The following is a 14808-nucleotide window of genomic DNA, read 5'->3' as shown; positions in this document are numbered from 1 at the left end:
GCGCAAAGAGGCTCACCGGCGACGCCTGGGAGAAGCGGCTAATTGCAGTGCGACGTGCAGTCGAAAATATCTGAGATACTGCACGTGCTTGGGTGGCCGAGGAACCTCGCTCGCGGCCCTCTCGGGCCTGCTGCAGATGCCCTATTGCAACGACTACGCGGGACGAGGGCCTTTCGATGAACCCGCGGGTCCCGATGCGAAGCTTCGGCCCGCTGGCGCGGCGTGGCGGTATGCGAGGACATCGGTGCGATATGTTCCGGAAACGCCCGGCCTGCGGATGGCACCCCGGGCACGGACCGCGGCAGCTTTTCCTTCTCGGGCTACTGTGAGCACCAGAGCGGCCACGTCGTCGTGCAGCTCGATCCGTATGCCGTCAGGCCTGCGGTCAGTGCACTCTCCCCGGCCGAAAAATTCGGCGCGTCCACTCGTAAGATTCTCCGCTCGTTGAATACAGCGATGCAGAAATCGACGCGCTGCTCGCAGCCGGCAATGCGTAGCTATCGCTGGTGAGTTCGCAGTATTGTGCCCGCGTAACCCCGGAGAAGTTACCATTCTCCATTAGCGCGGTAGAATCTGAATTCGAGATGGCTTCAATCTGCAAACAACATTTGAATTAGCGACGCTCGCAGAAATAGTGTGTTGGACCTCTAAGTAAGTCGTGAATTCGTTGCAAAACTTGCGACCTACTCGGATATTTAGGAGCAGCACAAAGGACCCCCTCCCTGTCTCTCACTGGTCGCCGAGCTATGGTCTCCGCTGCGGCCTCCGGTATTGGTCGTGTTATCGCCGAGGCACTTGCGAAAGCTGGGGCTCCGGTAGAGGTGTGCGATGTTGATCAACAGAAGATTGCAGAGATGAGCCACCGACATCCCGCCATTGGCGCGACACGTTGTGATCTTGCCGAAGCGACCGATACTGAGCGCTTCTTCGAAGCTGCAGCCGAGCGGATGGATGGGATCGACATTGGAAACCAACGTTGGCGGTCAATTTCACCAGCCATTTTTGCTTGCGACCAGGAACAGTTCGCGCTCGCCTCGCAGACCAAGGCCGAGGCGGTGCAGAAGGCTGGCAGTTCAAGGATGAGATCGTCGCCGTCACCATCAAGGGCAAGAAGGGCGACACGATCGTCGACCAGGACGAATATATCCTCATGGCGCCGTCATCGACGCCATGACTAACCTGAAGCCGGCTCTCGACAAGGACGGCACGGTGACGCGGCCAATGCGTCCGGCATCAATGACGGCGCCGGCGCGCTGCTGATGACCGAGGCAGAAGCCACCAGGCCGCGGCATCGCCCGGCTGGTCCGCATCGCTGCCGGGGCGACTGCCGGCGTCGATCCGGCGATAATGGGCCCCGGACCTATTCCCGCCTCGAGGCGGGCGCCGGAGAAGGCCGGCTGGTCGGTCAAGGACCTCGACCTCGTAGAGGCCACGAGGCTTTCGCCGCGCAGGCCCGCGCCGTCTACAAAAGCATGGCCTGGGATCCACAATCGTTAACGTTGATGGCAGCCATCGCCATCAGCCACTCGATTGGCGCCTCCGGTGCCCGCGTGTTCAACACGCTGTCTACGAAATGCGCCGGCGCGGCGCGAAAGAGGGCCTGGCGACGCTCTGCATCGGCGGGGGCATGGGCGTCTCTATGTGCGTGGAACGAATATCGCGGAGCCAAGCAAAAGCGATGCACCGCCAACTTCGCCTCTGTCATGTGTCGCTTGAGCTCTCTTTCGGCAGCAGCGACGTGCGAGTAGAGTGTGAGCACGCAATATCGGCGGCACTGTAATCTTCTAACATTACAAGAGATTGGGCAAATAGATGGATGCGACCTGTAAATTCGCAACAATGGTGACCGACGATCTTATTGACGGATATGGGCACATGAATATGGTGCACTATCTGGCAGCGTTCAGTAAAGCTGCGGATGTACGGCTCGACACTGCCATACGTCTAAATGCGAATGGTTCGATGCTCTCTGGCCTCGTCACCGCCGAGGCGCGGATCGCTTACAAGAAAGAAGCGATGCGCGGCGACAATTTGGTCCTTACTACTTGGATAGCCGACATAGACGAAAAGCGAGTCCATGTCGCGCAAACCATGGTACGTGCCGACGGAGCGTTACTGTCGACAGCTGAACAGCTTTTCCTGAATTTCAACCTGCTATCGCGGCGCGTGGAACCATTCCTGCCCGATGTGCTGGCCGACCTTAGAGGCGGTGTTGAGGCGGACAATGGTAAATTCGATCCGGGCATTGTCAGTCGCCGAATGGGCATATCGAGAATAGTATGAATTTACCTGACCTTCGTCAGTCCGTGTCGGTGGCAACTTCTGCGTGTACGTTAGGCGGCGGATTCTGGGTGTCCACCGTCCCGTTGGCAGGCGTGATGATGCCTCGAAGGCGCGTATCACCAGTGGAGGAGGGATCCACCGGAAAGTCTGAATAGCGGCTTGGTTGGGTAACTGGCCGGGACGAAGCCTCGTGACAAAGACCGCCCCGGGCGGTCGAGCAATCCAGCGTGCCGTAACGTGAGTAAAGCCTGAGCAGGCCTCGAAAGAGTCAATGCAGACTCCGACCCATCTCTCGCTCGGGGAAGGCTGTGCGGACAGGGAAGCAATCGACATAGGCACCTGTCCGGTCTGCCGGGTATTGGGCACGGCACGTTGGAAAGGTGATGCTGGTAATCGAAGGGAGGCCCGTTCGGCATGAGGGTGGCGGCCTCAACCTCCGGGCGGCGGTGCCGGCGGGAGTCGGAAACGGTCGTCCGGCCGTTGAAGCCGGGTAATGCCAGCGGAGCGAAGGACCCTGACTTCTGGTGTGCTTTCGAAGGTGGTGGGGAGGGGTGATTGGCGACAAGCATGGAAACGCCGAAATGACCAGGTATCTGCAGAGGAAGCTGTATCGTAAGGCGAAGGCGGAGCCCCTTTACCGCTTCTACGTGCTCTACGACAAGATCTGCCGTGAAGACATGCTGCGCCATGCCTATGCGCTTACCCGCGCCAATGCGGGTTCGCCGGGCGTGAACGGCGTGACCTTTGCGCAGATCGAGGCGGAGGGTGTAACAAGGGGCCGCGGCTAGAAGTGCGTGTTCGGCTGAACCAGCTTTTGCTCGGTTGGTCGACCTACTTCAGCTACGACACCCGAGCGCCGGCCTATGATGCCGTTGACCGGTAATGTGTATGACCGCGTGAGCAAGTGCCATCGGCATAAGCTGCAAGGGTGCGGCGCGAAACAGCTCTCGCGGACCACATCTCCGAGAAACTGGGCGTGGTGTGTCTTCGTCGGCAGCGCGTATCGCCGCCGTGGGCCTTACGATGAGGCCAGTGGGAAGCTGGATGCGGGAGATCCGATGTCCGGTTTGATGAGCAGCGACTGGAAACGGAGCGACGGTCCGGACTGCGGCACCGGCAAAAGGCGGTTGTGTGAGTTCCGCAAAATGAGGCGGCCATGAAGCTGGTCATGCGGCTTGACGCAGCGCGAGCTTCTTGTGCTCGCGCAGGTCGTCCATGTTGATGAAGCGGTTGGCCTCCATCCAGTTTTCGTTGGTCTCGACGGCCAGTGCCCTGACGAGGCGCAGGCAGCGCTGTGAGTTTGGAAAGATGCGTACGACATAGGTGCGCCGGCGGATTTCCTCATTGAGCCGTTCAAGCATGTTCGTGCTCTTGAGATGCTTGTGATGCTGGCGCGGCAGACAAAAGAAGGTCAGCGTGCGCTCGATGGTCTCCTCCACCCAGGTCGTCAGCCTTGGATAGCGGCCCGACCATTTGGACAGCCATGCGGCGAGATCGGCCTTGGCCTCGGCGAGATCGCGCCGGTCATAGAGCCAGCGCAACTCCTGCAGGCAATCGTCGCCATGCTTTCTCGGTAGGTGATCGAGCGCGTTCCTGAGGAAGTGCACGTAGCAGCGCTGCCAGGCGGCTTCCGGGATCACCTCGCCGATCGCGGCCACCAGGCCGGCATGATCGTCGGACACGACCAGCTCGAGCCCTTGAGGCCGCGCGCCTTCAGGGCGACGAGGAAATCCCTCCAGGCCGAGCGGCTCGCGATTGGCCATCTCGACGGCCAGGATCTGGCGCCGCCCATCCCAGTCGATGCCGACCGCGATCAGCACCGCCTGGCTCATGACGATGCCGGCTTCGCGTACCTTCTTGTAGCGAGCATCGAGGATGAGGTAGGCAAAAGGCTCTTGAAGCAGGCGCTCGGCAAACGCCTTCAAACTCTCGTCCAGGCGTTTGTTGATGGCCGAGATCGACGAGGCCGAGAAAGCATGGCCGCACAGCTCTTCTGTGATCGCCTTGACCTTCCGGGTCGAAACGCCCTGCACATACATCTCCGCAAGCGTGGCCACCAAGGCCCGCTCCGAACGCTGGTAACGCTCGAAAAGCTCGGTGGAGAAGCGGCCGGCCCGGTCCTGCGGAACCCGCAGCTCAAGCTTGCCGATGACAAGGGTACGGCCATAGAACCCGAGCGGCAGCCCAGCCGCTCCGGTGTGCGCTCGCTCTTCAAAGCACCCAGCGCCTCGTCCATCTCGGCCCCGAGCACCTCCTGCATCACGGCGCGGATCACCTCGTGCAATCCATCCGGGTTCGAAAGCAGAATGTCTTTGACGGCAGCGCTGGCGGTCTTACTTTCTGTCTTGGTCATGGTGGCGTTCCTTCCAGGGAATCGGTGACGTTGAACATCACCAGCCTTCCCTCTCTCAGCGAATTTGCAGAACCCTCAGCACACTACCCACAAGGCGAAAGCCGTCGGCCAACGGCAACTCCCCGGAACCCACCGCCACCGCGCCAGTCGTTGACTCCTCATTCGATTGTGGCGAAAGCTTCTATACCCTGCTGCGCTGGTATCGCGATGGGGTCATTGTCGAGCGCAACCTGCCGGTGCTCTCGACTTAGTCGACTGTGAACAATCTTGATCGCTAAGCGGCAAGCTGCTTCGGCCGGTTCAGGAACGCGGCGATCAAGAGCCACAAAAGTTGCTTCAGCCACCTGAGCAGGAGGGAGAAGTTGTAACCGGCTGCGGCCAGGATGGCGTTGATCGCATCGCCTTGGATGTGAGCGAGTTAATTGCGGCCATTCTGTGTTCGTTCTTGATGTGGCCAATCACCGGCTCGATCGCGGAGCGGCGGCGCATTTGGCGCTTGATGGCCGGTGTCACGCGGCGCTTTTGACCAGCGGTGAAGACCCTGAACTTATGACTTTGCGGCGCATTGTGGCCGCGATAGCCGGCGTCGGCGAGAACGCGGCTGATCTCGTTGCCGATGGTCTTTTCCATGTCAGGGATGATCGATGAGCGTGTGGCCGTCATAGGGATTGCCGGGCAGCGCTTTTGCATGTAGGGCGAACTGGCCACCCTTTGAGCGGTTCAGTGTGGTGGCCACCGGCACCTTCACCCGAACTCGTAGGGCGCGTGCGCCTTGCCCTTGCCGATGCATTCCACCTCGTGCGCATGCAGGCTGTAGATCTTGCGGCCGCGCTGGCGCTGCTCGAGAACGGTGGAGGCCTGGTAGAGCGACCATTTGAAAAGCGCGTCCAGCTTCGCGTCGCCGGCGATCTGACGGGAGATGTCGCGGACGGTGCGCCCCACATACGTCCTGAGCCTGCGCAGGGCCTTGTTGGCCCGCTTGAATTGCTTGGCGTGGGCGTAGCGCTGATACATGATCAGCGCCTGTTTGCCGACCCGGACATAGGACTGACGCAGGTCGAGCCGCGTCTTCTTCGCCAGCCGCACCAGCCGCTCGCGGGCCCGGTGGATGAGCTTGGCGTTGGTCGGGAACAGGCTGCACGGTCGTGTCCACGATCACTTGGCGCGTGTCGGTCGGCTTCATCGCCCTGTTCTTGACCGCAATGCTGAGGCTTTCTTGCAAGCGCGACGATCCGCTCCTCGCCCATGCGGCTGCGCCAGCGCGTCATCGACGAGCGGTCGAACGGCAGGTTGTGGCGGAAGAACTCCTCGCCGGACAGACACTGGAAATACAGGTTCTCGATCCAGCGGACGCACAGCGCCTCGTCCGACAGGTTGAAGGTGTGCTTGAGGATGGCGAGCCCCGCTATTAGCCGGGTCGGCATCGGCAGCATGCCGGGACCGTTCGAATAGACCGCACCGAAGCGCGCCTCTCTGCTCAAGGCGAGCGCGGAACAGATCCTGTTCTCCAGTCTCACGCCGCTCGCGTGGTCTGCCCATCGCCTAGCTCCGATTCACTGCGATGAAAGCGGCGAATCGCGCTTCGCCAGGCGGCGAAATCGCAAACTGGAATTGCAAGAAACTACCCACAAACTGGCCGTTACCTGCAATTCGGAAGCTGAAAAGTAGACTATTCCTATGCGATATCAGCGGCTTCGGTATTCTTCACGGCCGACGACTTACCTCGGGCACGCACACGTCACCGACACCTACTGGGATCTCACCGAAACGCCAGAGTTACTGCAGTGCGCCCTACTGCGAGTGGAGCCATCTGAGCGGGGAGACCGGGATGAAGAGCGCCAGCACATTTCCCACACTGCTGGAGAGGTTCTTCATGGACCGGCTCATGCGACAGTGACAGGTGAGTCCTCACACGCTTGTGAGCTATTCTGAGCAAGGCGTTGACGTTGCCTGATCTGGAGCCCCCCTTCCGCGTGCTCGCGATGCCGACCAAGCGCTATTTGCGGCGACCAATTGAGAGCACACCTCCAGGACATCTGAGCAGAACGCGCTTTTCAAATACATCGGGGCTCTAGCATATCCAGAACCGCATTTAGCTGTCCGGGAGTGAGTCTGCAAGCGATTAGTGGTATCGCAGGAGATAATCGCCCCCAAGTTGGTGTCCTCTCCAAACAAGCGCTTCGCTGCCGGGGCTGGCGACAAGCGATTTACTTAAACAAAACACTGCAACCGGTCAATTTCCTTCGCCGTTGTCGAATACTGCTTTCCGCATGACCTCATTCCGCCATGAGCAGTTCGTGGGTTGCCAACTGGTCTCGGTGGGGGGCATCTTTCGGTGTATCGCAAATGAACATCTCGAAACGCGATGGGATACCCACACATTTTATGTTGGTCGTGCCGCCGTGTGGCTCGATATCATCGGTAACATCATACCTAGCGTTAGATCTTGACACGCTTGGCATGACCACGGGTCATCTTGTTGTCCCCAAAGTCCCACTATGGGTCATCGAATGACAAGATATCGTGAGGTGTTCCCAATTTTGGACCGCCCGGCTGGAGGATTTCCGGGCTGCCAAGACGCTTCCAGCCATCTAACTTCCAGATGGGTCTGATATTGATTATATTCTTGCTACCTCATGGGCCGAGGGGCTTTGGTTAGCATATAGGCGACGGCATGGAGGAGTGAGCGCTCGCGGCTGCTTCAGCCATGGTGATTGGCTATAGCGGCCCGTCGCTTCTGTATGAGCGGTACCGCCGAGTCTCATGCATCATATCAACCTCAAAGGGGAATGTACTATGAATAAGATTGTGACAATTATCACAGCGGCATCATTGTCCATCGCGTCGGTCGTTTACAGTACCTCGGTGTATGCCGGAGAGGTGCTGCAGCGTGTTCTCAATACGAAGACGCTCAGGGTTGCGGTTGGCACTGATTGGGGAGCAATGTCTTCCCTGAATGCGAACCACGAATTAGAGGGCTATGACATCGACGTCGCCAAAGGCGTCGCTAAATCCCTTGGTGTTAACGTTGAATTTGTCACGCCGGGGTGGGACATCATAGCCGCAGGCAACTGGCAGGGCCGTTGGGATATTAGCATGGGTCAAATGACCCCTACTAAAACCAGAGCTGAAAAATTCGACTATTCCACCACTTACTTCTATGAAAAAGCGGCTGTCATTGTTCACAATGACAGTAAGGCGTCTACACTTTCCGATCTAAATGGAAAGATCGTCGGCGTTTCCGCTGGAACCCTGGCCGAGGACTATGTAAACCAAAACTTTAAGTGGGATTGGATTGGCGCTCGGCCCGAGGATTACAAATTCAAGGCCGGTGAAGTGAAGGTTTATACCTCAACGGGTGTTGCGTTGGATGATCTCCGGCTAGGCGATGGTACCCGTCTTCATGCAATTCTTACTGACGGAACTCTCGCGGAAAGAGCAATCAAATCTGGCTACCCCTTCAAGGTGCTTGGGAGTCTCTTTGCCACGCCTGCTGCCATCCCTATGATGAAAGGCGACAAGGAGTTCAGCGAGAAGGTCTCAGCCGCCCTAAAGAGCATGAAGGATGACGGCACGCTCTCGACTCTGTCGATCAAATGGTACGGGTCGGACCACTCTGTCGAGAATTAGCAAGTTGGTGAAAGTTACGCGGCTCGGGTCAGCCCGAGCCGCCTTGTTGGAGGATGTCCCATGCTTTACCAGGATACGGTGGAATCCGAGGTCCTTGTCCATAGACCGTGGTTTGTTGCCTCGATCTTTGGCGTCGTCTTCGCGATTTGTCTCATGTTCAACCTTGTGGGCACAACCTTCGGCGAGCTTATGCGGCCTGTCATCGGCGACCCTCTGCAGAGTGGCGTCTATGGGCGTTTCGCAATCGCTTTCGTGATTGGGGTCACGTTCTGCCTAAACATCGTGCTAATCGGTTTTGCCCCCTTGAAGGCCCAGATTGGCATTGTGTGGATCGAGCTGCTGACTCTCTTCCTGGCCTTCTTCAAAGCGTTCAACCTTAGTCTGCCCTTCATCTGGGAAAATCTGCCATACCTGATTACGCAGGGTGTGGTGACGACGATCTATGTTTCAGCAGTTTCACTTGTTTGCGCATCAGTCATCGCCATCATTGCAGCGATTGCTAAACTTTCAAGCAACGGCTTCGCCTACGCTATCGCCAGCTTCTACACATCCTTTTTTCGTGGCCTGCCGCTTCTCATACAGATTTACCTGATTTACCTCGGGCTGCCGCAGCTGGGCATTGTCATCAATGCCGTTCCTTCGGGGATATTGGCGCTGTCGCTTTGCGTCGGCGCATATATGACTGAAATTTTCCGCGCCGGTATCCAAAGCATCGATCGCGGCCAATGGGAAGCTTCACGATCCATTGGTTTCGGCTTCGGTCTAACCATGCGCAGGATCATCCTGCCTCAGGCGCTGCCTGTCATCATTCCTCCAATGGGAAACACGTTCATCTCAATGCTGAAAGACAGCTCGCTTGTCTCGGTCCTCGGAGTGTGGGAGCTAACGTTCCTTGCTCGCACCATCGGCCAGCCAACCTTCCATCACATGGAGATGCTGATAACAGCCGCAATGATTTATTGGATCATGTCTGCCTGCCTCGAAGTGGCTCAATCGCGACTCGAGCGTCACTATGCAAGGAGCAAAGCACGATGACTGCTGGCCTCAAAAGTCACTTGAAGGGCCTCGATAGCGGCGATTCCTCGCAAGCGATTGGCAATGTGCTGCGCGAATCACTTTCATCCCAGGAGTCATTCAGTCAGAAGCACGGGTCAATGAGTGCTGACATAATTATCGAAGCCACGAATGTCTCCAAATGGTACGGCACCTTCAGAGCATTAACTGATGTCAATCTAACCGTCCGCAAAGGCGAACGCATCGTCATCTGCGGTCCCTCCGGATCCGGGAAGTCGACGCTCATCCGCTGCTTCAACCGGCTCGAAGCGCATCAGAAGGGCGAGATCACCGTCAACGGGATCAGATTGCACAACAAAATGCGCAACGTGACCGAAGTTCGCAAGAATGTCGGGATGGTGTTCCAGCACTTCAATCTCTTCCCCCATATGACCGTGCTGATGAACTGCATGGCCGGTCCCATGTGGATCAAGGGCGTGCCCGAAGCCCAGGCCAAAAAGACCGCGCTGAAATTTCTGGAGCGGGTGCGAATTCCAGAACAGGCGAACAAATACCCGGTTCAGCTGTCCGGCGGACAGCAGCAGCGTGTTGCGATTGCCCGTTCGCTGTGCATGGAACCCGCGGTCATGCTGTTCGACGAACCGACGTCGGCGCTCGATCCGGAAATGGTCTCCGAAGTGCTGGACACTATGACCAGTTTGGCAAGCGACGGCATGACCATGGTCTGCGTCACCCACGAGATGGGGTTTGCTCGCGCCGTCGCAGACCGGGTAATATTTATGGATTGGGGCCAAATCGTTGAAGAGGGCAATCCCAACGACTTCTTCACCAACCCCCAGCACGAACGCACCAAGCTATTTCTTAGCCAGATCCTGAGACATTGAAGGGTCTCGGCTGACACTCGTTGGTCTTGGTGCCACAGCTAACTAGGTAGCGGCAAGGGCGATCAGCGTAAGCGCCAAGCTGACCCCATCTGGCGCGGCTTGAGGTGATGAGCGATAGATAGTGACACTGAATGAGCTGAGGAGCTTGCAATGTCAATTTCTATGTCTGCGCCTATGCCGGATGACAGAAGCTTCCATGTCCTTGAGGCGGTTGCGAGCCGGCTGGACGCAAGTCCGCGGCGGCGCTGGTCGGCGGAAGCGTACGCAACCGGTGAAGAACGCAGACGTGCGTATCCGGCGGCCATGAGGACCTTAGCACTGCGGTGCTGGCGTCAAGTTTTTGATGGGGAGATGCGATGATATTCTTCGAGGAGGAGTTTAACCTCCTCGATGCCTTCATCGGTGAAGGCTAAGATCCCGTCGTCATCGTTGGTGCCGTACACCCAGATGACGCCGTCCTCCGGCTCGAGACCGAGGGTCAGTTCGTGGATGAGCGCTTCGCTGACGCCGAGGTCGCTGGCGACAAGTTCGACGGTGTAGACGTGGTGCACCTTATTGCGCTGCATGTTCAGGCCGCCGCTGGTTGGGTCCGCAGTTTTGCGGATCTCCAATTCCACGGCAGCAAATCATCGATCCAATGTGCCGGATAGGCGGGCAGTCGGGCGAGGATGTCGGCGAGCCAGGCCTGAGGGTCGACGTCATTCAACTTAGCGCTTTATGCCGACCGCCGAACTATGCCGAGCCTCTTCCGATCATGGCGGTATGACGCGCTTTGCCTGCCATTTCGACCAAGAACCGGTCGTTCACACTCGGCATAGGTCTCATGCTCAAAGGGCGTTCAGGAACGCGAGAAGCCGGTCGTTTGGTCGAAATCGTTCGGCCTTTGCGCGTTCGTATGGCTTCAGCTTGGCAAGTGCGGATTCCTTCAGCTCAAGATGTGCGTGAAGATAGGTCAGCGTTGTTTCCATCGCCTCATGGCCCAGCCATAGGGCGATGACCGAACAATCGACGCCCGCCTGCAGCAGCTCCATGGCAGCGCTGTGCCTCAAAACATGGGGCGACACCCGCTTCGAGCGGAGGGGGACGCAGTGTTCGCGAGCCTTGGCGACATATTTGTTCAGCAGCGCCTGCACGCCGTCGGCGCTCAGCCTGCCGCCGTGCATGTTCGGAAAGAGAGCCGTTGTACCCCGCTTCCTGGGCTCGTTGAGCCAGCCCCGAAGGGCTTGCTGTGCAACCTTGGTGAGCGGCGTACTTCGCTCCTTGCGGCCCTTGCCAACGCATCGCACGTGGGCACCGTGCCCCAGCATCACCGAGTCCTGGTGGAGATCGATGATCTCCGAGACCCGCAACCCCGTTTGCGCGGCCAGCAACAGCAGTAATGCACGCCATCGTCGATCATCGAGATCAGGACCTGGCGCGCACTGCCGAGTTCGCGGAAGCGCGCGAATATCAGGCGAATGGTCTCCTGCAGGCGCATGTCGGGATCGAAACCGAGACCATAATCGCGGTGCCAGACATAGCCGAAGGGCACGGAGATGCGCAGTTCCCCACGCTGTGCCTTGGCGCGGGCGGCCTCGTACATGCGGGCACGCAGCACGCCGAGCTCGAACTCGCTGATGCTGCCCTTCATACCGAGCAGCAGGCGGTCGTTCGGCAATCCCGGATCGTAGACTCCGTCCAGATCGATCACGCGTGCATCGACTTCGCCGCACAACTCGAGCAGCCGATGCCAGTCCGGCCCGTTGCGCGACAGGCGGGACGCCTCCAGGCAAAGCACGGCGCCCACATGGCCGGTGCACAGATCGTCGACCAGGCGCTCGAAACCGGGACGCTCCACAGCCCCGCTTGCGGTTCGTCCCAGATCCTCGTCGATCACCTCTACTTTGCGGAATCCCCAGCGCCGCGCGACGTCGACAAGCTCATACTGCCGACGCTGGCTCTCAAGGTTGAGCTGGACCTGCGCCTGAGTGGACTGACGCACATAGACCACGGCCTTGCGCTTGAGGACGGCAGTCGGAATCAGATTACCGCTCGTCATCGCAGCTCTCCTCCTCCGTTGCCACGCCGGCGGCGGCCATCAGTACGTTGGCGAGCCGGGCGATCACTATGGTCCATTGCGCTGAACTCAGCCCGTTCAGCTTCTGCGAGTCGAGCGGCAAGCTGAGTTGGCGAACGACCACGAGAGATCGTGTCGGGGGTGGCAAGGTTCTCATGTTGCGCCTCCGCGATGGTGAAATCATCCGGAGAGCCTCGCCGGAAACGGCGTTCGATCAAGAGCTTGTTAAGCTCAAGCAGCGCGGCAAGCGATACGCGCGGGGAGCCAAGGTCCATCGCCGCGCAAGCCACGGGATCGATCATCCAGGCCGGAGCGGTAATGACATGCCCGGGCGCGACGACGAGATGAATGATCCGGCCGTTGGCGCGCTCTTCGCTGTTCTCGCAGCGAAGCCGACGTCCGAAATACGGGTGCCAACGGTAATGGACCTCGACCTCCTGCCCAACATGGGCAGAATGACCCCGAGATGGCGATGCCGCGCAGGGCTCGCTCGGCTGCATTGTTCGATGGGCAAATCCGCCCATCGTCGAGGAACCGGGTGAAGGATGACTAGCGACGCAGCATGTAGTTGAAGGCCTTGGTCAGATCGTGTCCGCGCGAGAGCTTGTCGCGCGTCTCGATCATCCAGCGCTCGAGCTCGGTGACCAGCGGCGCGCTCCGCTCTTGGCGCACGGCGTGGCGTTGGCCTGGGGACAGGCCGTTGATCGCGCGCTCAATATCGAACAGGGCATCGATGCGCTCACGGCTTAACCGCGAGCGGATAGACCAGGTTGGGCTTCTCGCCGCGCGCCTTCTTGCGCGCCGCCGCTTCGATATCGGCCAGCTCGAACACTTTGCGCCGGCTGTGGGCCCAGCAGCTGGCCTCCAGAACAGGCGCGGGCTGACGGCCCGTCGTATAGAGATCGCCATAACCGCCATAGGCATCGCCCTGCAGGATGCCGCTCCAGCCGGCGAGATGCGCCGCAGGATGCTCCCCTCGGCGATCGCGGGAATAGTAGAACACCGCCGCCGGCGGATCGGCGCCACCGAATGGTCGGTCATCGCGCACATAGGTCCATAATCGGCCGGTATCGGTCTTGCCCTTGGCCAGGACCGGAACCGTCGTATCGTCGCCGTGCAGACGTGAAGCGGACAGCAATGGGGTTCGAGCCGCTTGAACAGCGGCATCAGCGCCGCGGCGCCGGCGCCGACCTGGTCGGCGAGCGTCGACAGGCTGAGCGGCACGCCTTCGCGGGCATAGCGTTCAGCCTGGCGATTGAGCGGCTGATGCTGGCCGAACTTCTCGAACAGGATCATCGCCAGCAGGCCGGGACCGGCCCAGCCGCGCGGGGTGGCGTGGAACGGCGCCGGAGCCTGATGGGCGGTCCGCTGCCGCCAAAGGGCCGATCATCGCGGAGATAGGTCCAGAGGTAGGCCGTCTTGGCCTTGCCCGATCCCGCCGCCAACGTTGGCAGCGTGGTCTCATCGGCAAAGACCCGCTCACCCTGGTTGATGCCGGTCAGTGCGTAATCGGCGAGTGGCTCGAGCTCGAAGCCGACCTTGCCCATCCACTGGGCCATCTGTGACCGGTCGATCTCGACCTGATCGCGAGCATAGATCGCTTCGTGGCGGTAGATCGGCAGGCCATCAGCGTATTTCGACACCGCGAACTGCGCCAGCAGCGCTTCGGTCGGATGCTTTCGAATGCGGGCGGGAGCGGCTGCCTTGATAACGCCGTCCGACGGGTGACGATCACCCGGAACTTCGCGGGGTGACATCGAGCCGTTCGGAGACATCCTCGCCAATCGGGATCTTTTCCAGCGCTTCGCAGCCAGCAGGCGTTTCGGGCTCGATGACCACCTCGACCTGTTCGAGATGGGCCGCAAAGCCTTTGCGAGGACGCGGTGCGCGCTTCGCTTTCGAGCCGCCCACAGACTTGTCCATCTGCGCTTCGATGGCCGCCACGCCGGTTTCGGTCTCCTCGAAGACGAGAGCATACTGCTCCTCGCTCAGCTCACCGGTCCGCAAAACTTTCGGAGCGGCTGCCGAAGCGCGCGCTCTCCAAGCATCTTCACCACCGCGGTCAGACGTGCGATCCGCTCATCAGCACTTTTGTTGACCAACTCGAGATGAAGGCGCGCTCCTCCATAAGGGCGGCCTTTTCGGCCATGGCAACAACCATCGTCTTGAGCGCGTCAACGTCGTCCGGGAGTGCGAGATGGGGTGTCGACATGGCCAAAATCAGAGCATATTCGCGGGCAATTTTCCCGCTTTTCAGCCCCCTGATTCATCATGCCGCAGGGTTTTACCCAGCCGATTGCGGCCGCCTGACGGTCTCCGTCCGAACCCGTTTCCAGTCCATTCCGTCAACCAGAGCCATGAGCTGAGCATTGAGCTGGACCCGGTTGTGGCCGATCCGCGGCCAACTTCGCGTCGTTAGCCGCTTGGCATAAAAACACACGCCGCTGCCGTCCCACCAGACGATCTTGATCCTGTCCGCTCTTTTGGCGCGGAAGACGTAAAGCGCGCCGTTGAACGGTTAGGTGGCGCGCCACCTAACCCTAGTTATGCATCGGGTGAGATTTTGTGGCGGAGCCGTCCTGGCGCCA

At 59.5% G+C, this 14808-nt stretch carries 9 protein-coding genes and 10 pseudogenes; 7 read left to right on the top strand and 12 right to left on the bottom strand.

The genetic code is table 11. From position 1 onward, the window contains the following. Positions 1-746 precede the first annotated feature (746 nt). The 4 genes and pseudogenes from LB547_RS32030 to LB547_RS32015 form a co-directional block, all read left to right on the top strand. Positions 747-956: pseudogene (locus LB547_RS32030) on the top strand (SDR family NAD(P)-dependent oxidoreductase); the annotation flags it as partial. A 54-nt stretch (positions 957-1010) separates the two neighbouring features. Then, a pseudogene (locus LB547_RS32025) lies at positions 1011-1657 on the top strand (acetyl-CoA C-acetyltransferase); the annotation flags it as partial. Between the two features lie 155 nt (positions 1658-1812). Beyond that, positions 1813-2283, top strand: coding sequence for a thioesterase family protein (locus tag LB547_RS32020; RefSeq protein WP_084016180.1), 471 nt, complete (start codon positions 1813-1815; stop codon positions 2281-2283). A 581-nt stretch (positions 2284-2864) separates the two neighbouring features. After that, positions 2865-3071: a hypothetical protein gene (locus LB547_RS32015; protein ID WP_224656014.1), complete on the top strand. Its 207-nt coding sequence runs from the start codon at positions 2865-2867 to the stop codon at positions 3069-3071. Between the two features lie 378 nt (positions 3072-3449). Here LB547_RS32015 and LB547_RS32010 read toward each other — a convergent pair whose 3' ends face one another. The 3 genes and pseudogenes from LB547_RS32010 to LB547_RS32005 form a co-directional block, all read right to left on the bottom strand. After that, the gene (locus LB547_RS32010; protein WP_245429735.1) at positions 3450-4418 is read right to left on the bottom strand and encodes an IS256 family transposase; all 969 of its coding nucleotides are present in this window, start codon (positions 4416-4418) and stop codon (positions 3450-3452) included. An 89-nt stretch (positions 4419-4507) separates the two neighbouring features. Then, positions 4508-4636: pseudogene (locus tag LB547_RS32785) on the bottom strand (IS256 family transposase); the annotation flags it as partial. Between the two features lie 274 nt (positions 4637-4910). After that, positions 4911-6175: pseudogene (locus tag LB547_RS32005) on the bottom strand (IS5 family transposase). Between the two features lie 1257 nt (positions 6176-7432). Here LB547_RS32005 and LB547_RS32000 point away from each other — a divergent pair. The 3 genes from LB547_RS32000 (at position 7433) to LB547_RS31990 (ending at position 10164) form a co-directional block, all read left to right on the top strand. Next, complete coding sequence (locus LB547_RS32000; protein ID WP_064995250.1) at positions 7433-8266, top strand: transporter substrate-binding domain-containing protein; 834 nt, start codon at positions 7433-7435, stop codon at positions 8264-8266. A gap of 60 nt (positions 8267-8326) precedes the next feature. Continuing rightward, positions 8327-9301, top strand: coding sequence for an amino acid ABC transporter permease (locus tag LB547_RS31995; protein WP_064995246.1), 975 nt, complete (start codon positions 8327-8329; stop codon positions 9299-9301). A 119-nt stretch (positions 9302-9420) separates the two neighbouring features. Then, entirely contained in the window at positions 9421-10164 is a 744-nt protein-coding gene (locus LB547_RS31990) for an amino acid ABC transporter ATP-binding protein (protein ID WP_064995251.1), read from the top strand. Between the two features lie 332 nt (positions 10165-10496). On the opposite strand, the gene LB547_RS31985 is transcribed toward LB547_RS31990, so the two are convergent. From LB547_RS31985 to tnpB, 9 genes and pseudogenes are all read right to left on the bottom strand, one after another. Then, a complete protein-coding gene (locus LB547_RS31985; RefSeq protein WP_224656013.1) occupies positions 10497-10781 on the bottom strand; it encodes a hypothetical protein in 285 nt (94 codons plus the stop codon). Next, positions 10733-10879: pseudogene (locus LB547_RS31980) on the bottom strand (transposase domain-containing protein); the annotation flags it as partial. The gene LB547_RS31985 and the pseudogene LB547_RS31980, both read right to left, overlap by 49 nt. Positions 10880-10991: 112 nt before the next feature. Next, positions 10992-11513, bottom strand: a complete 522-nt coding sequence (locus LB547_RS31975) for a tyrosine-type recombinase/integrase (RefSeq protein WP_245321945.1) — start codon at positions 11511-11513, stop codon at positions 10992-10994. Positions 11514-11521: 8 nt separating this feature from the next. After that, a pseudogene (locus LB547_RS31970) lies at positions 11522-12202 on the bottom strand (recombinase family protein); the annotation flags it as partial. Continuing rightward, on the bottom strand, positions 12189-12377 hold the full coding sequence (locus tag LB547_RS32780) for a hypothetical protein (protein ID WP_064995247.1): 189 nt from the start codon (positions 12375-12377) through the stop codon (positions 12189-12191). The pseudogene LB547_RS31970 and the gene LB547_RS32780, both read right to left, overlap by 14 nt. A 74-nt stretch (positions 12378-12451) precedes the next feature. Continuing rightward, positions 12452-12937: pseudogene (locus LB547_RS32775) on the bottom strand (IS66 family transposase). Positions 12938-12959: 22 nt separating this feature from the next. Then, positions 12960-13516 (bottom strand): annotated as a pseudogene (locus tag LB547_RS31960) (IS66 family transposase). A gap of 59 nt (positions 13517-13575) precedes the next feature. After that, positions 13576-14432, bottom strand: a pseudogene (locus LB547_RS31955) (transposase); the annotation flags it as partial. A gap of 72 nt (positions 14433-14504) precedes the next feature. Next, a pseudogene (gene tnpB, locus LB547_RS32770) lies at positions 14505-14726 on the bottom strand (IS66 family insertion sequence element accessory protein TnpB); the annotation flags it as partial. Between the last annotated feature and the right edge of the window lie 82 nt (positions 14727-14808).

This window comes from Mesorhizobium sp. B264B1B, assembly GCF_020165765.1.
Classification (GTDB): domain Bacteria; phylum Pseudomonadota; class Alphaproteobacteria; order Rhizobiales; family Rhizobiaceae; genus Mesorhizobium.
This window is presented reverse-complemented; position numbering and strand designations above follow the sequence as displayed.

Excerpts from the sequence above, each read along its gene's own strand:
- LB547_RS32020 (WP_084016180.1), top strand. The coding sequence starts at position 1,813 with ATGGATGCGACCTGTAAATTCGCAACAATGGTGACCGACGATCTTATT.
- LB547_RS32015 (WP_224656014.1), top strand. The coding sequence starts at position 2,865 with ATGACCAGGTATCTGCAGAGGAAGCTGTATCGTAAGGCGAAGGCGGAG.
- LB547_RS32000 (WP_064995250.1), top strand. The coding sequence starts at position 7,433 with ATGAATAAGATTGTGACAATTATCACAGCGGCATCATTGTCCATCGCG.
- LB547_RS31995 (WP_064995246.1), top strand. The coding sequence starts at position 8,327 with ATGCTTTACCAGGATACGGTGGAATCCGAGGTCCTTGTCCATAGACCG.
- LB547_RS31990 (WP_064995251.1), top strand. The coding sequence starts at position 9,421 with ATGAGTGCTGACATAATTATCGAAGCCACGAATGTCTCCAAATGGTAC.
- LB547_RS32780 (WP_064995247.1), bottom strand. The coding sequence starts at position 12,377 with ATGAGAACCTTGCCACCCCCGACACGATCTCTCGTGGTCGTTCGCCAA.